The 16683-nt window shown below is 73.5% G+C and carries 21 protein-coding genes; 11 read left to right on the forward strand and 10 right to left on the reverse strand.

Translation table 11 applies throughout. From position 1 onward, the window contains the following. Positions 1–281 precede the first annotated feature (281 nt). A complete protein-coding gene (locus ABZ914_RS27550; RefSeq protein WP_500196752.1) occupies positions 282–938 on the reverse strand; it encodes a TetR/AcrR family transcriptional regulator in 657 nt (218 codons plus the stop codon). A gap of 108 nt (positions 939–1046) precedes the next feature. Here ABZ914_RS27550 and ABZ914_RS27555 point away from each other — a divergent pair, with 108 nt between their 5' ends. Together ABZ914_RS27555 and ABZ914_RS27560 are read left to right on the forward strand one after the other, a co-directional pair. Further along, the gene (locus tag ABZ914_RS27555; RefSeq protein ID WP_500196753.1) at positions 1047–1595 is read left to right on the forward strand and encodes a carbonic anhydrase; all 549 of its coding nucleotides are present in this window, start codon (positions 1047–1049) and stop codon (positions 1593–1595) included. Positions 1596–1641: 46 nt separating this feature from the next. Further along, the gene (locus ABZ914_RS27560; protein WP_500196754.1) at positions 1642–2466 is read left to right on the forward strand and encodes a TIGR03619 family F420-dependent LLM class oxidoreductase; all 825 of its coding nucleotides are present in this window, start codon (positions 1642–1644) and stop codon (positions 2464–2466) included. Positions 2467–2494: 28 nt separating this feature from the next. On the opposite strand, the gene ABZ914_RS27565 is transcribed toward ABZ914_RS27560, so the two are convergent. After that, positions 2495–2983 (reverse strand): DUF4870 domain-containing protein, encoded by a 489-nt coding sequence (locus tag ABZ914_RS27565; RefSeq protein ID WP_347256990.1) that lies wholly within the window; start codon positions 2981–2983, stop codon positions 2495–2497. A 206-nt stretch (positions 2984–3189) separates the two neighbouring features. Here ABZ914_RS27565 and ABZ914_RS27570 point away from each other — a divergent pair, with 206 nt between their 5' ends. Further along, positions 3190–3822 (forward strand): PaaI family thioesterase, encoded by a 633-nt coding sequence (locus tag ABZ914_RS27570; protein WP_500196755.1) that lies wholly within the window; start codon positions 3190–3192, stop codon positions 3820–3822. Positions 3823–3832: 10 nt separating this feature from the next. On the opposite strand, the gene ABZ914_RS27575 is transcribed toward ABZ914_RS27570, so the two are convergent. The 6 genes from ABZ914_RS27575 to ABZ914_RS27600 all read right to left on the reverse strand — a co-directional run bounded on the left by ABZ914_RS27575 (position 3833) and on the right by ABZ914_RS27600 (position 8915). Further along, complete coding sequence (locus tag ABZ914_RS27575; protein ID WP_500196756.1) at positions 3833–5170, reverse strand: MFS transporter; 1338 nt, start codon at positions 5168–5170, stop codon at positions 3833–3835. A gap of 180 nt (positions 5171–5350) precedes the next feature. After that, positions 5351–6592 carry an RNA polymerase sigma factor gene (locus tag ABZ914_RS27580; protein ID WP_500196757.1) on the reverse strand — a complete coding sequence of 414 codons (1242 nt, stop codon included), beginning with the start codon at positions 6590–6592 and terminating at the stop codon, positions 5351–5353. After that, positions 6589–6912: a YciI family protein gene (locus tag ABZ914_RS27585; RefSeq protein WP_500196758.1), complete on the reverse strand. Its 324-nt coding sequence runs from the start codon at positions 6910–6912 to the stop codon at positions 6589–6591. The genes ABZ914_RS27580 and ABZ914_RS27585 overlap by 4 nt, the downstream gene beginning before the upstream one ends. 189 nt (positions 6913–7101) lie before the next feature. After that, a complete protein-coding gene (locus ABZ914_RS27590) occupies positions 7102–7809 on the reverse strand; it encodes an RraA family protein (protein ID WP_500196759.1) in 708 nt (235 codons plus the stop codon). A gap of 3 nt (positions 7810–7812) precedes the next feature. Then, a complete protein-coding gene (locus ABZ914_RS27595; protein ID WP_500196760.1) occupies positions 7813–8238 on the reverse strand; it encodes a PaaI family thioesterase in 426 nt (141 codons plus the stop codon). After that, entirely contained in the window at positions 8235–8915 is a 681-nt protein-coding gene (locus ABZ914_RS27600) for a TetR/AcrR family transcriptional regulator (protein WP_500196761.1), read from the reverse strand. The genes ABZ914_RS27595 and ABZ914_RS27600 overlap by 4 nt, the downstream gene beginning before the upstream one ends. 355 nt (positions 8916–9270) lie before the next feature. On the opposite strand from ABZ914_RS27600, the gene ABZ914_RS27605 reads away from it, so the two are divergent. The 6 genes from ABZ914_RS27605 to ABZ914_RS27630 all read left to right on the forward strand — a co-directional run bounded on the left by ABZ914_RS27605 (position 9271) and on the right by ABZ914_RS27630 (position 13422). After that, a complete protein-coding gene (locus tag ABZ914_RS27605) occupies positions 9271–10011 on the forward strand; it encodes a GNAT family N-acetyltransferase (RefSeq protein ID WP_500196762.1) in 741 nt (246 codons plus the stop codon). Positions 10012–10262: 251 nt separating this feature from the next. Continuing rightward, on the forward strand, positions 10263–10952 hold the full coding sequence (locus ABZ914_RS27610) for a hypothetical protein (RefSeq protein WP_500196763.1): 690 nt from the start codon (positions 10263–10265) through the stop codon (positions 10950–10952). Then, the gene (locus ABZ914_RS27615; RefSeq protein ID WP_190864666.1) at positions 10949–11770 is read left to right on the forward strand and encodes an AAA family ATPase; all 822 of its coding nucleotides are present in this window, start codon (positions 10949–10951) and stop codon (positions 11768–11770) included. Before ABZ914_RS27610 ends, ABZ914_RS27615 begins: the two co-directional genes overlap by 4 nt. A 16-nt stretch (positions 11771–11786) precedes the next feature. Then, on the forward strand, positions 11787–12314 hold the full coding sequence (locus ABZ914_RS27620) for a hypothetical protein (protein WP_190864667.1): 528 nt from the start codon (positions 11787–11789) through the stop codon (positions 12312–12314). 152 nt (positions 12315–12466) lie between these two features. Continuing rightward, entirely contained in the window at positions 12467–13000 is a 534-nt protein-coding gene (locus tag ABZ914_RS27625) for a hypothetical protein (protein ID WP_500196764.1), read from the forward strand. A gap of 11 nt (positions 13001–13011) precedes the next feature. Further along, complete coding sequence (locus tag ABZ914_RS27630; protein ID WP_500196765.1) at positions 13012–13422, forward strand: hypothetical protein; 411 nt, start codon at positions 13012–13014, stop codon at positions 13420–13422. A 76-nt stretch (positions 13423–13498) separates the two neighbouring features. On the opposite strand, the gene ABZ914_RS27635 is transcribed toward ABZ914_RS27630, so the two are convergent. Further along, positions 13499–14011, reverse strand: a complete 513-nt coding sequence (locus ABZ914_RS27635) for a hypothetical protein (protein WP_387027419.1) — start codon at positions 14009–14011, stop codon at positions 13499–13501. Between the two features lie 39 nt (positions 14012–14050). On the opposite strand from ABZ914_RS27635, the gene ABZ914_RS27640 reads away from it, so the two are divergent. Both ABZ914_RS27640 and ABZ914_RS27645 read left to right on the forward strand, forming a co-directional pair. Then, on the forward strand, positions 14051–14737 hold the full coding sequence (locus ABZ914_RS27640; RefSeq protein ID WP_190864676.1) for a response regulator transcription factor: 687 nt from the start codon (positions 14051–14053) through the stop codon (positions 14735–14737). Beyond that, complete coding sequence (locus ABZ914_RS27645) at positions 14734–16077, forward strand: sensor histidine kinase (RefSeq protein WP_500196766.1); 1344 nt, start codon at positions 14734–14736, stop codon at positions 16075–16077. Before ABZ914_RS27640 ends, ABZ914_RS27645 begins: the two co-directional genes overlap by 4 nt. Here the strand turns inward: ABZ914_RS27645 and ABZ914_RS27650 are convergent, their stop codons facing one another. Continuing rightward, positions 16078–16575, reverse strand: a complete 498-nt coding sequence (locus ABZ914_RS27650; protein WP_500196767.1) for a DinB family protein — start codon at positions 16573–16575, stop codon at positions 16078–16080. Positions 16576–16683 lie beyond the last annotated feature (108 nt).

Below are 16683 nucleotides of genomic sequence, written 5' to 3' on the forward strand. Positions count from 1 at the left end.
CGAGCGGCACGGCGCGTGGCGGCCGGTCGCCGACCGCCAGTGGAAGGCCATGACCGCCGACTGACCGGCCTCCGGGCCCGGGGGGGGGCGGGCCGGGGCCGCGGGAGGCGCCCCCCGCCGGCGCCCCCCCCCCCGCCCGCCGCCTTTGGTGATCCGGCTCGGTCGCTCTGCCGAAAGATCCCGTTGCGCCGCGGACGTTTGCCATCGGCGATATCCGGATGTCTATTCCATCCCTTTGTGAGAGCCCTGCAAGAATCTCTTTCCTGTGCCGCGCGCCCCCGTCAGAGGCCGCGGAGGATGAAGGCGAAGAGCGCGTCGGCGAGCGCCGCGTTGGCGGCCTGCGGCATGTCGCGCAGGGGCCCGTGGTTGCGGAGCATCGCCATGCCGTGGACGCAGGACCACACGGTGAACTCGGCGTCCGGGCGCCGCTCGGCCGGGAGCGCGCCCGCGGTGACGAGCTCGTCGAGAACTCCGCTCAGCACCGACAGCGGCGTCCTGCCCTCCGCGTCGCCGTCGGACAGGCCCTCGGCGAACCTGAGGTGGCCGGGGACGGCGAAGACGGTGTCGAACAGCCCCGGTTCGGACGCCGCGAAGCCCAGATAGGCGGTGCCGACGGCGCCGAGCCGCGCGACCGCGCGGTCCTTGCTCCCCGGCCGGGCGGTCACCAGCCCCAGCTCGTGGTCCATCCGCTCGACGAGCGACCGCATTGCCTCGACGCACACGGCGTTCAGGAGCGCGTCCCGGTCGGCGAAGTGCCGGTACGCGGCGTTGGGGGCGACGCCGACGATCCGGGTCGCCTCCCGCAGCGTCACCGCGCCGGGGCCGCCCGACCGGGCCAGCTCCACGCCCGCCTGGACGAGGCCCGACCGGACCACGCCCTTCGGCCGGCGGCCGCTCCGCCGCTCCGCGCCGGCCGCCGCGACGCCGTCCTCGCTCACGCTCCCGCCCCTTTCGCCGTGGCCGAGCCCCTGCCGCTCGCCGCATTTAGTGGACGGCGTCCACATAGCGGCGTAAAGTGGACGGCGTCCACATAGACGGGAGCCGCCGTGACCACCCTCGACACCCTCCTCGACCGGAACCGCCGCTTCGCCGCCGCGGGCCCGCCCGCGGACCTGCCATTGTTCCCCAGGCTGAAGACGATCGTGATCTGCTGCGTCGACCCGCGCGCCGACCCGGCCGCCGTCCTCGGCCTCGGGCTCGGCGACGCCCTCGTCATCCGCAACCTCGGCGGCAGGTTCACGCCCGCCACCTTCCGGACGATGGCGGCGCTCCGGGCGATCGCCGAGGCCGAGGGCACCGATCCGGGGCCGGGGTGGAACCTCGTCGTCCTGCAGCACACCGACTGCGGGATGACCCGCCTCCGCGAGCACACCGGCCTGCTGGCGGACGTCTTCGGCGTCGACCCCGCCGACCTCGGCGGCAAGGCCGTCGGCGATCCGGCGGCCGCGGTGGCCGCCGACGTCGCGGCGATCAAGGCGAACCCGTTCCTGCCCGCGGCGTTCCAGGTGTCCGGCCTCGTCCACGACCTCGCCACCGGCCTGGTCGACGTCGTCGTGCCGCCGGCCCCGCTCCGGCCCGGGGCGGACGCCGCATGATCGCCGGGAAGTAGGGTGGCGCCGACCGAGGGAGAGGAGCCGCCGCATGCGGCTGGGCATCACCATGTTCGCGACCGACCTGACCATGCCGCCGCACGAGCTGGCCAGGGAGGCCGAGGCTCGCGGCTTCGCCTCGCTGTACGTCCCCGAGCACACCCACATCCCGGTGGCGCGCAAGACGCCGCCGCCGACCGGCGACACGGCCCTGGCCCCCGAGTACGCGCGCACGCTCGACCCGTTCGTGGCGCTCGCCGCGGCGGCGGCCGTGACCGAGCGGATCACCCTCGGCACCGGCATCATGCTGCCCGCCCAGCGCGAGCCGATCGTCACCGCGAAGGCCGTCGCGACGCTCGACCGGATCGCGGGCGGCCGGGTCGCGCTCGGCGTCGGCTACGGCTGGAACGCCGAGGAGGGCGCCGACCACGGCGTCCCCTGGACGCGGCGGCGCGAGGTCGTGCGCGAGCACGTGCTGGCGATGCGCGAGCTGTGGACGCGGGACGAGGCGTCGTTCAAGGGCGAGTTCGTGAGCTTCGCACCGAGCTGGTCGTGGCCGAAGCCCGCCGGCCGCGTCCCCGTGCTGCTCGGCGGCGCTCCCGGCCCGACGCTGTTCGCGCACATCGCCGAGTACGGGGACGGCTGGATGCCGATCGGCGGCGCGGGCATCCGCGAGGCGCTCCCGGACCTGCGCCGCGCCTGCGCCGACGCGGGGCGCGACATGGTCCCGGTCGTGCCGTTCGGGACCGTCCCGAGCGAGGAGAAGCTCGGCTACTACGCCTCGATCGGTGTCGAGGAGGTCGTGCTGCGGGTCCCGGGAGGCGGCCGGGATGAGGTCCTGCCGGTCCTGGACGAGTACGCCCGCACCTACCTGTGACCCGGGGCCCCGGTCCCCGGGCCGCCGGCTAGCGGACCATCCGGAAGCAGAAGAAGGTCGGGAACCGGTAGAACTCGCCCTTGCCGGCCTTGACCGCCCCCAGGATCAGGAACACCCACTGGCCGATCAGTGCCTCCAGGTACGGGAAGACGATCGGGATCAGGAACGCGGGGGCCTTCGCGATGATCGCCGGCGGGACGCAGACCGCCATCACCGCCAGCAGATGGATCAGCAGCGTGATCTGCACGTTCAGCGCCTGCGCCGCGTGGAAGCGGACGAACGGCGACTCGCGCTTCTTCACCAGGTAGATGATCAGCGGGGCGAGGAACGAGATCACGAGCGTGCCGACGTAGGCGAAGATCGCCCAGGTGTTGTCGTCGTTGCGCGGCGGGGCGTACTGCGGCCCGTGCGGGACGCCCGGCGGCCCGTAGCCCCAGCGGGGGTCGTACGGTCCTCCGGGCGGGGGTCCCGGAGGCTGCCCGTACGGCTGGCCATAGGGCGGTGGCTGCTCGGTCACGGGGGCTTCCTTCGCGGCTGCGGGGGGTCGTCGCATGAATCATAAAGTGCGCCGCCTTCGCCGCCCGCTGAACGGCGGCGAACCGCGCCCCGCGACGGCCGCCGCCGAGGCCGGTTCGCGGCCGGATCCGCCCGCTGGCCGGGACCCGGCGCACCGGGCACCCCGCACCGCAACTTAGAATCTCGTTCGGCTCAGAAGGAGGCTGAATGAGCGGGGCGACCACCGAACGGCACATGCTCGGCGAGGACGAGGCGGCACCGCTGGCCGGGCTCGCCGCCCGGGTCCGCGAGCTGACCGAGGCGGCCGTCCTCACCGGCGTCGGCGCCGGCGAGGCGCGCGCCGTCGCGGACGAGATCGCCGCGCTCACCGAGCGGCTGCGGGCCGTGCGCCGCGACGCGCCGCCGTTCCTCGTCACCGACGGGCACCGCATGGACCGGCAGGGCGGCAACCCCGTCACCGGCGTCCTCAATCCCATCGCGCCGCCCGTCGACCTCGACGTCACGCCCGACGGCATCGTCCGCGCCGAGTTCACCCTCACCGACGTCTACGAGGGGCCGCCGTCCTACGTGCACGGCGGCATGTCGGCGATGGTCCTCGACCAGGCGCTCGGCATGGCCGCCGCGCAGACCGGCACCGGCGGGATGACCGCGACCCTCGAACTGCGCTACCGGCGGCCCACCCCGCTCGGCGTCCCGCTGACCGTCGAGGCCAAGGCCAGCCGCGTCGAGGGCCGCAAGATCTACGCGTCCGGGACGATCGCGGGCCCCGACGGCCGCGTCACCGTCGAGGCCACCGCGATGTTCGTCACGCCGCAGAACTTCGTGGTCCACGAGCGCTGAGCGCGGGCGGTCAGGCGGGCGCGCCCGCCTCCCGGACGGCCCGCGCCCGGGCCGGGTCCGGCAGCAGCGCGAGCGCGCCCAGCGTCAGCGCCGACGACACGACCATCGCGACCGCGATCGCCCACCAGCCGTAGTCGTGCAGCAGCCACGTCGCGAGCAGCGGCGCCGGGCCGCCCGCGATCACCGAGGCCAGCTGGTAGCCGATGCCCGCCCCGCCGTACCGCAGCCGGGTCGGGAAGCTCTCCGCGATCAGCGACGCCTGCGGCCCGTACTGCACCGCGTGCGGGATCTGCGCGACGACCACGGCGATCACCACCAGCGCCGCCGCCTTGGTGTTGATCAGCCCGAAGTACGGGAACGCGATCACCGCGATCAGCAGCGACCCGACGGCGTAGACGCGCCGTCCGCCGACCCGGTCGCCGAGATGCCCGGCCGCCGGGATCGTGAACAGCTCCAGCACCGCCGCCGCCGTCACCGCGCTGAGCGCCAGCCCCTGCCGCATCCCGAGGTCCTTATGGATGTACGTCAGGGCGAACGAGGTGAAGATGTAGAACGGCATCTGCTCCGAGCACCGCAGCAGCGCGCTCAGGACGATCTCCTTCGGATGCCGCCGCACGACCTCGGCGACCGGCACCCGCGCGACCTCCCGCTTCTCCACCACCTCGGCGAACAGCGGCGTCTCCATCACCCGGACCCGCACGAACAGCCCGACCGCGACGAGCACCAGGCTGAACAGGAACGGCACCCGCCACGCCCAGTCGGTGAACGCCTTGTCCGCCGACAGCGCGATGGCCGTCATCATCCCGGTGCCGAGGATCAGCCCGATCGGCACCCCGATCTGCGGCAGGCTCGCCATCAGCCCGCGTCGCCTCCGGTCGCCCCACTCCATCGACAGCAGCACCGAGCCGCTCCACTCGCCGCCGACCGCGATGCCCTGCAGGACGCGCAGCACCACCAGCAGCACCGGCGCCGCCGCGCCGATCGAGTCCGTCCCCGGCAGGACCCCGATCAGCGCGCTGGAGATCCCCATCAGCACCAGCGTGACGATCAGCATCGCCTTGCGGCCGAGCCGGTCGCCCCAGTGCCCGAAGATCGCCGCCCCGACGGGCCGCGCCGCGAACCCGACCGCGTACGTCGCGAACGCCGACAGCGTCCCCGCGTAGTCGCTCGACGCGGGGAAGAACACGTCCTTGAAGACGATCGCCGCCGCGGTGTTGTAGAGGAAGAAGTCGTACCACTCGATCGAGGTGCCGATCACGCTCGACACAGCGGCCAGCCGCACCTGCCGCCGCCGCTCGCCGCCGTCCGCCGCGCGGGCCCGCGCCGCGTCCCCGGGATCCAGGGCCATGGGAGCCGTCCCTTCCGACCGCCCCCGCCGGTCCCTGCCATTGTGATCACGGGGATTCCCCGGCCGCCCCACCCGGAAACCGCTTTCTCGACTCCCCGCCCGGTGACGTACGGGCCGACCCCCGCGGCAAGGCGGCTCTGGCCGGACGAGCGGTCGGGCGCGGGTTCGTCCGAAGCCCGGTTAGCCCAGTTGGTCGCGGCGGCGGGTCAGGTAGGCGGTCTCGGCGGTGTTGCCGGCCAGGTCGATGGCCTTGTCGTAGGCCGCGCGCGACTGCCGGCTCCGGCCCAGCCGGCGCAGCAGGTCGGCGCGGGTCGCGTGGTAGGCGTGATAGCCGGCGAGCTCGTCCTCGAGGCGGTCGACGATCGCCAGCGCCACCTGCGGACCGTCGAGTTCGGCGACCGCGATGGCCCGGTTGAGCACGACGATCGGCGAGGGGTCGAGGCGGACGAGCCGGTCGTAGAGCGCGAGGACCTGCGACCAGTCGGTGTCGCGGACGTCGCGGGCCGAGGTGTGCACGGCGTTGATCGCGGCGAGGATCTGGTACCGGCCCGGCGCGACCCCGGCGGCGGCAGCTGCCAGGCGCTCGCGCACCAGCCGGTGGCCCTCGGCGATCAGCGCCGCGTCCCAGGCTCCGCGGTCCTGCTCGGCCAGGGGGACCAGTTCGCCGCCGGACGAGACCCGGGCGGTGCGGCGGGCCTCGGTGAGCAGCATCAGCGCCAGCAGCCCGGCCGCCTCTCCGTCGTCCGGCATCAGGGCGTGGACCAGGCGGGTGAGCCGGATCGCCTCGGCGGTCAGGTCGCGGCGCACCGGGTCGGTGCCGGGGCCGGTGGCCAGGTAGCCCTCGTTGAACACCAGGTACAGCACGGCGAGCACGCCGGTGACGCGTGCTGGGAGATCCTCGGCGGACGGCACCCGGTAGGGGATGCGGGCCGCCTTGATCTTGGCCTTCGCGCGGGTGATCCGCCGCTCCATGGCGGTCTCGGCCACCAGGTGGGCGCGGGCGATCTCGGGGACGGTGAGGCCGCCGAGCATGCGCAGCGTCAGCGCGACGCGGGCCGGCATCGCCAGCGCCGGGTGGCAGCAGGTGAAGATCAGCCGGAGCCGGTCGTCGTCGACGGCGCCCGCGGGCTCGGGCGGGGCGGTGTCCCGCACCATCCGGGCCTCTTTGTGCTTGCCGTCGCGCTTGCTCTCACGGCGGATCCGGTCGATGGCCTTGCGGCTCGCGGTGGTGGTCAGCCAGCCGCCGGGATTGGGCGGGACGCCGTCGGCCGGCCACCGCTCGACGGCGGTGGCGAACGCCTCGGCGGCCGCCTCCTCGGCGATGTCGAGGTCACCGAACCGCCTGGTCATGGCGGCGACCACCCGCGCCCACTCGTCGCGGTGGGCCCGGGCGACCGCCTCGCCGACGTCGACCGCGCTCACCGGAACGGCCGTACCTCGATCTTCCGGTCGCAGACCTTCGACGCCTCGGCGGCGAGCTTGAGCGCCACGTCCAGGTCGGGCGCCTCCCACACCCAGACGCCGGCGAGGTACTCCTTGGACTCCAGGAACGGCCCGTCGGTGAACACCGGCCGCTCGCCCCGGTTGTCGACGACCGTGGCCGCGTCGGTGTCGGCGAGGCCGCCCGCGAAGACCCAGTGGCCCTCGGCGATCAGCCGTTCGTTGAACGCGCTGATGGCGGGCTGCCTGTCCGTGCTGCCGGGATCGCTCTTGTCATCGATCACGGAGACCAGGTACCGCATCTGAGGATCATCTCCTGTGGTGCCGCGAAGGCGTGGTCCGGTGGCCGGGGACGGCCGCCCGGTAGAGCCGAATTGTCACGTAGGACAGGCGGACCTGCCCAGCCCCTTCCCCCTCGCGTTGCGGCGCTGGGGCCCGTGCCGCCTCCGGCGGGCGGTCAGGCCGTGGTGGTGGCGGTTCGGCGGTCGTGGTCATTCCTCGATGGCGCCGCCCAGAGCGCGCAGATGGGCGCGGAAGGTCAGCGAGGGATCCTGCTCGCGTTGGGCCAGGTAGCCGTCGAACCGCAACTGGCTGCGAAGGGTGGTGCCGCTCCGGATCCGCTCGGCCTGGTGCCTCTCGATGTCACGGATCGCCTCCGCGCGGGCGACGAGGTCGCCCGCCGCATCGGCGGGGAGGAAGAGGACGCCGTCGTCGTCGCCGACGACCAGGTCGCCGCGGTCGATCGTCCACTCGCCCACGGCGGCCGACGTCAGCGCCTCCGGGTGGCGGTCATCGAGCCGTTGCGGACCGGTCGGGAGGGCGCCGGTGCTGAACACCGGCAGGCCGATCGCGAGGAGGTCGGCGGTGTCGCGATGCAGGCCCCAGATCACCACTCCGGCCACCCCCGCGGCCCGGGCCTCCAGGACGGCCAGGTCACCGACGCATGCCTCGTCATCGCGTCCGCCGTTGTCGACCACGAGCACGTCGCCCGGGACGGCGTGCCCGAACGCTTCGAAGAAGACGTCGACGCTGCCGGCATGGCGAGCGGGAAGGGCACGGCCGGCGATCCGGGCGCCGGGTGTCATGGGACGCACCGACGGGGGCGCGCAGCGCACGGGCACGCCCAGGCGCAGGCACGCGTCGGCGAGGTGGGCACTGGTCAGCGCGGCGCAGCGGCGGGCGAACTCGTTGTCGTCCATCGGTCACCGCGGCCAGAGGACGAGCTGGGTGCAGCGGAACACCGCGACCGTCCGGCCCTGGTCGTCGGTGACCGTGGCATCCCACAACTGCGTGGACCTGCCCCGGTGGACGGGCACGGCGCGGCAGTGCAGGACGCCTTCCCTCGCCGCGCCCAGGAAGTTCGTCTTCAGCTCGACGGTGGTGAACCCGTCGGCCCCGGCGGGAAGCGCGGCCATGCAGCCGTACCCGCACAGCGTGTCGGCGAGTCCGATGAGCGCGGCGGCGTGCACGAACCCGTTGGGGGCGAACAGCTCAGGCCGGATGGGGAGTTCTCCCGTCACCTCGTCGTCCGTGCAGGACGACACCCGCACGCCGAGGTGGCCTGGCAGCATGCCCCCGCCGAGCGCGGTCAGGCCGTCCGGGTCCCGTGGCACGGTGGAGACCGTCAATGTCCCTCTCCTTCCTCCGGCCCGGTGGTGTTCCCGGCCTGGTGATCCGTTCTGTTCCGGCGGCGTCGCGGCCGGGCCGCGGCGTCCAGCAGCGGGGCGAGCTCGGCCGCGGCGGCGTCCAGCGGACCGAGGTCGCGGCGTGCGCGGGCCAGCACGATCGCGCCCTCCAGCGTGGAGAGCATGAGCAGTGCCAGCGAGTCGGAGCGCGCGGCGGGCACGCCCAGCTCGATCAGCGCGGACGCGACGGCGGAGTGCCAGCCGTCGAACGCCCGGCTCACCGCGGCGCGCAGGTTCTCATTGACCGCCACCGTGTCCGCTGTGGCGGCCACCAGCGGGCAGCCGGCCGTGTAACCGGCCGAGCGGAACTGCCCGCGCCACTGGTCGACCATCGCGGTGAACAGGCCGCCGGGGGTGGGCGGATCGAGACGGTCCACGGCCCGGACCACCCGGCCCGACGCGTAGGCCGCCGCCCACAGCAGCGCCTCGGTGACCAGTTGCTCCTTCCCGTCCGGGAAGTAGTGCTGCAGCGACCCGCGCGGGGCGCCCGCCGCCGTCACCACCTCGCGCAGGCTGGTGCCGGACACCCCCTTGGTGCGAATCATCTCGGAGGCGGTGCGCACGATCCGCTCCCGCATCGAGGTCACTCTCGGCGGGCCCTGCCCGGCATCACTGGTCATGACAAGCGACATAATAGGAGAGGTGAGAGAAGAGGCCAAGGGTCGCGAGTCAAGCTAGCTCCCATGGAGTTCTCGCTCATCCGACTATGTCATCTGTCATGGTTGGCTCGGGCGCCGACCGGGAGTTCGCTCTTGCCTCCGAGCGGGGGACCGCGGCCGGAACGGACGTGCCGATGACCTCCCGGCTCCGCGTCACCTCCGTCGCCCGCAGCCGACCGCGTGTGCCCCGCACTCCCTGGCCGTGATTGGGTCGACCGTCGTGGAACCGCTGCGCACTCGCCCTCTCGATGAAGCCGACCTGCTGGCCAGGATGGAAAGGAACCTGGCCGAACACGCCTGTCACCTGCATCGGGGGATGAGGGGCGCCACCGTCGCGGAGACCGGCGATCTGCTGATCGCCGACAGCGGGCTCGACGACGACACGTTCAACATCGTCGCCGCGGCCCGGTTCGGCCCCTCGTCCGCCGCGGCGCGCATCGCCGAGACCGTCCGGGCGGTCGCCGGCACCGGCCGCGGCTTCTCCTGGTGGGTGGGCCCGGCCTCGACGCCTCCGGATCTGAGCGCCCGCCTGTCGGCCGCCGGCCTGCCGGCGACCGAGCACGAGACGGCGATGTGGGCCGAGCTCGATGGCACCCTGCCCCTCCCCGGAGCGGAAGGACTGGAGATCCGGTCGGTGTCCACGCCCGATCGGCTCCGCGACTACGCCGAGGTCGTCGCCGCGAACTGGAGCCCGCCCAGCGGCACTGTGCGCCGCTTCTTCGCCCAGGCGGCTCCGTCGGCACTCGCCGAGGACTGCCCCGCCCGTTACCTGGTCGGATACGCCGCGGGCCGTCCGGTGTGCTCGGCTGAGGTGTTCCACCACGTCGGCGTCGCCGGGATCTACAACATCGCCACCCTCGCCGGTCACCGCCGGCGCGGCTTCGGTGGAGCCGTCACCCTCGCCGCGCTCCACGCGGCCAGGGAACGCGGCCACGGCATCGCGGTCTTGCAGGCGTCCGAGGAGGGCGCGCCCGTCTATCGCCGCCTGGGCTTCCGCTCCTGCGGCCGATTCACCGAACACGCCGTCGATCCCCGGACGTCCGCTTCCCGCGCATGACCGATGGCCGGTGCGGGCGCTCCGTGCCGGCGCAGCAGCGGCGAGATGCTCGCCTCGCCGCCTCCGGGAGGGCACCGGAGGCGGCGGCCATCCGGCATTTCACGCCGAAAGGCGCAAAAGATCGGCCGTTGAACGCTCGGTAGCGGCGGCCAGGTCCGGGGCGAAAATTCCGAGCATATCCCGCGCCCCGCGCGGGCCGACCCCCGGGGAAATACGGGGTTCACGGCGGCCCATATCGCGATCTTCGTGCCGTGGACACCGAAACGCGCGATGCCGCATTCTGTGGTGAACCATCGTCGCCCGGCCGGCGTCCCATACGGTGGTTCGTCTTCACGCGGATGCGAGGTCCGGAGTTGATCGAGGCTTTTGTGCTCGGGGTGATCGGAAATGTCCTGAGCAATTACATCAGCGGTCTGCTGAGCAACAGGCAGACCGAACGGAACCGCGGGGAACTGGTGGCGCTCATCGAGAGCAGGATCAAGCAGAACCGGGCGCTGGAGAGCCGGCAGGCCATGGGCGTCGCGGTCCGCGAGCTCGACGCGGTGGTCGACAAGGACCGCGACCTGACCTGGCGGGACGACCGTCTGGTCATCCGGCCGTCCGGGCGGATCCGCAAGACGCTGCCCGAGCCGCAGGCGGCGCTGGAGGAACTCGTCAACAGCGTGACGGCCCGCCGCCGCGAACTGGGCCTGCCGCTCACCGGCGACGAGGCGGCCACCGGTTCGGCGGGCGCGGCGGGGACCGTTTCGGGTGGCGCGACGGCCGTTTCCGGCGAGCGGGCGATGGCCGGTTCCGGCAACGCGCCCGCCGCCGGTGATCTGATTCCCGCGGACGACTCCGCACCGGACGATTCCCGGCCCGATCTGCGCGCCGAGATTCTCGGGCTGCCGGCCGAGGTGCTGCGGGAGAAGGAACGGCGCCGGAGGGAATCGGGAACGTGACCGAATCGATCGCACGGCGTTTCTCCGACGTCGTCGGCCTGCATCTGATCGCCAATTTCCAGCCCGACGCGCGGCCGGGCACCCCGCTGCTCCTGGGCGTCCAGGGGCCGCCGGGCGAGGGAAAGACCTACCAGGTCGAGCGCATCCTGGAGAACGCCGGAATCCACGCCGTCCTGCTGTCCGGCGGCGAGCTGGAGAGCCCGAACGCGGGGGCGCCCGCGGCCCGGATGCGGGCCGCCTACCTGGAGGCCGGCGGCTACGCCGAGGCGGGGACCCCGGCGGCGGTGCTGCTCAACGACGCCGACGCCGCGATCGGCAGCTGGGGCGAGCTGACGCAGTACACCGTCAACACCCAGAACCTGATCACCGAGCTGATGCACCTCGCCGACTACCCGACCCGGGTGGAGGGCAAGCGGATGCGCCGGGTCCCCATCATCCTGACCGGCAACGACTTCACCCGCCTGTACGCACCGCTGCGGCGCAGCGGCCGCATGCGGATCTTCAGCTGGCGCATGCAGCCCGCGGAGCGGGCGGCGGCGGTTCACTCGCTCTTCCCCTGGCTGAGCGGGGAGCAGGCCGCCGACCTCGTGGGCCGCTTCCCCGACGAACCGATCTCCTTCTGGGCGGCGGTGCGGCGCCGCATGGACGACACCGCGCTCACCACCGCCCTCTACCGGCACGGCCTCGGCGACCTCGCCAGGAGCCTGATCTCGCGCAGCCGGGTCAGAATCGACGACCGCCCGCACCCGGTCGAGGACATCCTCGCCGTGGCCACGGGCATGGCCGCCGACACGGCACACGACTTCCTCTCCTCCTAACCCCCAAGGAACACGCATGGTCATCGCCAGGACCGCGACGTACACGGCGACCTACGCTCGCGCCGAACTGATCAAAATGCAGGTCGAACGCGTCCTCTCGCGCAGCTCGCGGGACCGCGACTTCGTCCGCCGGCTTCTCCTCGGCGTCGACCGGCGCTGGATCAAGGAGATCTCCGTCTACGGCCTCGACGGCGACGGCGCGTGCCATGTCGAGCTCTTCATCAAGATCGACTGGGAGCGGAACGCGGTGCACATGTCGGCCGGCCGGGACATGGTCCAGGTCGACGCCGGCTGGGACGGCGGGGTCTCCACCGAGATCGACCTCGCGCTGCAGAAGTTCGAGCTGGTCACCCGCGAACTCGGGCTCCGCAAGGTCGTCCACTCCCGGTACGCCGCCGGCGTCGACCGGGCCAGGGCCAACCAGGAGCTCGGCTTCCGCAACGCGGACCCCGTGCAGTGGCGCAGCGGCTTCTACGGCACCACGATGAGCATCCCCGAGCTGGACGAGGTCACCGTCGGCGTCAACCTGGCCGGGCAGGGCTGACCGCTCCACTCCACCCCGCTCGTCGCGCGCCGCCCGCGCGGTCCCGGCGCGCGACGAGCCGCGCGTATACCGGACGTGTACCGGCATCCGTCATCGTGCTCGCCGAGGCTCTGTCAGCGATCGGAGGAATGATGGACGGAGCGGCGACCACGATGATCCCTCCCGACGACGTGTCCGGCGCGGCCGCCCGGCACGGGCTCGGCGCGCTCTCCGACGTCCGGCGGGAGGTCACCGCGACGACCGCCGTCGTCCTCGGCGGCGCGACCGCGGCGGGATGCCTGCTGCTCATGTGGCTGCTGTCCCTCGTCCCCGGCTCCACGGACGTCTTCTCCTGGGTCCACTCGCTGGCCTACCCGATCCACTTCGTCCTGCTGATGGGCTTCCTCTGGGGGATCGTCTACGCGATCCGCGGCCTGACCGTCGGGTCCCGGGCGACGTACCTGTTCGACGGCGGCCTGGTCGCCAGGCGCCGCACCGGCCCGCTCGTGGTCGCCTGGGGGGACCTCGCCGTGGTGAAGGCCGTCTACAAGCGCAAGCAGGGCGACGAGGGCAAGGTCGCCGGCTACAAGGTCGAGGGCCGCGACGGCACGACCATCCCCGTCCCGCTGCTGCTGACCGGCGGCAGGGACGCCTTCATCGACCGCATCATCGCCGAGGCGCGCTCGCACGGCCGCCCGGTCACCTGAGGGAGAGCACCATGACCGAGCCGCAGCCCGCCCCGCACTACCAGCAGCCCCCGCAGCCGGCCCCGCACTACCAGCAGCCCCCGCAGCCCGCGCCGCAGTACCAGCAGCCGCCGCAGCCCGCGCCGCAGGACCCGCAGCCGCCGCAGGACCAGCAGGTCCCGCATTACCAGCGGCCGGCCCAGGACGCCCCGCACTACCAGCAGGTCAGCGACGAGCAACGGCGCATCTGGGACACCAAGGGCAAGCGCGGCATGGGCTTCGGCGCCGCGTGGTTCCTCGGCGGCCTGCTCATCACGCTGATCACCTACAGCAACGCGTCCGGCCCGAGCGGCGGCGTGTACGTCGTCGCCTGGGGCCCGATGCTCTACGGCGCGTACCGCCTCATCTCCGGCTACCTGATGGTCAAGAAGAGCCAGCAGTAGCGGCCGCGGACCGAGGGCGGGCGGCCGGTGCACGGGCCGCCCGCCTTTCCGCGCGCCCGCCCGGGGCCGTCTCCGCTCAGTACTCGTAGACCTTGACCGCCGGCGGGCGCTGGCCCCAGGTCGCCACGATCGACGACGTGTGCTCGTCGGTGAGGAAATCGACGCGCAGCCAGCCGTCCGCCTCCGTCACGCGCGTCTCGTACCCCGGGTTCGGCGTCGCCGACACCAGCTTCACGCGACCGCCCGTGAACGCCAGCGCCGCCTGCCCGCCGCGCGTCGCGAAACTGCGCACGTTGCCGGACGGCTTCTGCTTGGACGGCTTCCCGGACGGCGACGGCGACGGCGAGGGAGACCTGCTGGGCGTCGGGCCCTGGTCCTCGCCCGTCGCCGGACGCGGCGCCGACGTCGGCGACCCGACGCTCGTCGGCGGACCCGGCAGCGTGGACGGGCTGCCGTGGATGACCGGGCCCGCGATCGGCGGCGGAGCCGACCGCTCCGACACCGCGCCGCGCACGACACCGCGCACCCCGAGCCAGGACAGCCCCACCGCCACCGCGGTCGCGACCGCCCACGGGGCAACATACGACATCGCCCGACGCATCGACACATGGTGGCATACGGTTCCGGCATGGCGAGTGTTCTGGTTGTCGAGGACGACGCGAACGTCCGTACCGCCTTGATCCGCGAACTCAGCGCGCGCTCGCACGTCGTGCGCAGCGTCGGCACCGCGATGGACGCGCTCCGCGAGGTCACCCAGTCGCCGCCGGACGTGGTCATCCTCGACCTCGGGCTGCCCGACCTCGACGGAGCCGAGGTGCTGAAGATGCTGCGCGGGGTGTCCGACGTCCCGGTCATCATCGCCACCGCCCGCGACGACGAGCCCGAGATCGTCCGGCTGCTCAACGCCGGCGCCGACGACTACCTCATCAAGCCGTTCTCCGCCGAGCACCTCAGCGCCCGGCTCGCCGCGGTGCTGCGCCGCTCCGCGCGGTCCGGGCCGTCCGCCGAGATCAGCGTCGGCGGGCTGCACATCGACCTCGACCGCCGCGAGGCGCGGCTGGACGGCGCGCCGCTGGAGCTGACCCGCCGCGAGTTCGACCTGCTCGCCTACCTCGCCGCCCGGCCCGGCCGCGTCGTCGCCCGCCGCGAACTGCTCGCCGAGGTGTGGCGGCAGGCCTACGGCGACGACCAGACCATCGACGTGCACCTGTCCTGGCTGCGCCGCAAACTCGGCGAGACCGCGGCGAAACCCCGCTACCTGCACACCGTCCGGGGGGTCGGGGTCCGCCTGGCCGAGCCCGGCCCCCGCGCATGAGACGCACGCTGGTCCTGGTGTCCCTCGCGGTCACCTCGATGGTCGCGCTGGCCTTCCTCATCCCGCTCGCGCTGACCGTCCGGGAGATCGCCCGGGACCGGGCCCTGACCACCGCCGAGCGGCAGGCGAGCGCGCTCGGCCCCGTGCTCGTCGTCACCGAGGACCCGGCCGCCCTCGAACGCGCCGTCGCCAGCACCCAGGCCGGCGCCGCCGGACGCATGACCGTGCACATGCCGGACGGCACGCTCGTCCCGAAGCCCGGGACCGGCGACCCGTCGCCGGGTCCCGAGCAGCTCATGGAGGCGGGCCGCCGCGGCCGCTCCTACACCGCGCGCGTCTCCGGCGGGTACGCGCTGCTGCAGCCGGTGTCGCTGGACGCGGGCCGCACCGCCGTCATCGAGGTGTTCCTGCCCGACGGCGACCTCACCCGCGGGGTGTGGAAGGCGTGGCTGGTGATGACCGCCGTCGCCGCCGCGCTCGTCGCCGGGTCCGTCGCCGTCGCGGACCGGCTCGGCAACCGGATGATCCGCTCCACCCGCCGGCTCGCCGAGGCCGCCGCCGCGTTCGGCGACGGCGAGATGTCGGTCCGGATCGAACCGGACGGGCCGCCGGAGCTCGTCGAGGCCGGCCTCGCGTTCAACGCGATGGCGGACCACGTCGTCCAGCTGCTGTCCGCCGAACGGGAGATGGCCGCCGACCTGTCGCACCGGCTGCGCACCCCCCTCGCCGCGCTGCGGCTCAACGCCGAGGCGCTCGGGAAGGGACCCGTCCCCGACCAGACCCGCGAGGCCGTCGACCGCCTCGAACGCGAGGTCGACCAGATCATCCGGACGGTCCGGCGCCCCACCGGGCGCGGCAGCTGCGACGCGTCCAAGGTGCTCCGCGACCGCGTCGGGTTCTGGTCCGTGCTCGCCGAGGACGAGGGCCGCTCCTGCGAGCTGATCGGCGCCGAGGGCCCGGCGCCGCTGCCGCTGCCCGGCAGCGAGCTCGCCGCCGCCGTGGACGCGCTGCTCGGCAACGTCTTCCGGCACACCGCCGAGGGCACCGGCTTCGTCGTCACCCTGCACCAGGGGCAGGGCGTCACCGGCATCCTCGTCGCCGACGGCGGACCCGGCATCGCCGACCCGGACGCCGCCCTCAAACGCGGCAGCAGCGGCGGCGGTTCCACCGGCCTCGGCCTCGACATCGCGCGCCGAGCCGCCGAGTCCACCGGCGGCTACCTGCGCATCCACCGCAGCGTCCTCGGCGGCGCGCAGGTCCAGATGTGGTTCCGCACCAAGTGGCTGCCCCCGGCCCGCCGCTCCCGCCGCCTGGTCCGCCGCCGCCACTCGCGCACCTGATCAGTCCCGCACGTGGTCGCCCGTCGTCCCGTCGAGCAGCTCCCGGACGACGTCCATGTGCCCGGCGTGCCGCGCGGTCTCCTCGATCATGTGGATCAGCACCCAGCGCAGCGACACCGTCGGCCCGAACCAGGCCGTGCCCGTCGCGTCGAGGTCCAGCTCGTCGATCACCGCGTCCGCGCCGGCCCGCGCCCGCTCGTAGAACGCGAGGATCCCCTCGGTGGTCTCGTCCGCCTCGACCCGCAGGTCCATCTCCGGGTCGTCGTCGGACAGCGGCAGCGGCTCGGTCTCCCGCCCGAACGTGTGGCAGAACCAGAAGTACTCCATGGCCGCGAGGTGCTTCGTCAGCCCGAGCAGGCTCGTGCCCGTCGGCGTCATCCGCCGCCGTGCCCGCTCCTCGTCGAGCCCGTCGAGCTTCCACGGCACCACGTCCCGATGCCGGTCGAGGCTCGCCCGCAGGCTTTCCTTCTCATCGCCGAGAAAAGGCACATCCTTCATCGCTGGACCGTACCAGCGCCGGGGCGGCGCCCCCCCCGCCCGGCGCCCCCCCGCCCCCCCCCTGGGGCTCGGCGGTACCGAAGAACCCCAAGGCGGTCCCCGGGGCGG

It is taken from the genome of Spirillospora sp. NPDC046719 (genome assembly GCF_040645715.1).
In the GTDB taxonomy this organism is placed as follows: Bacteria; Actinomycetota; Actinomycetes; order Streptosporangiales; family Streptosporangiaceae; genus Spirillospora.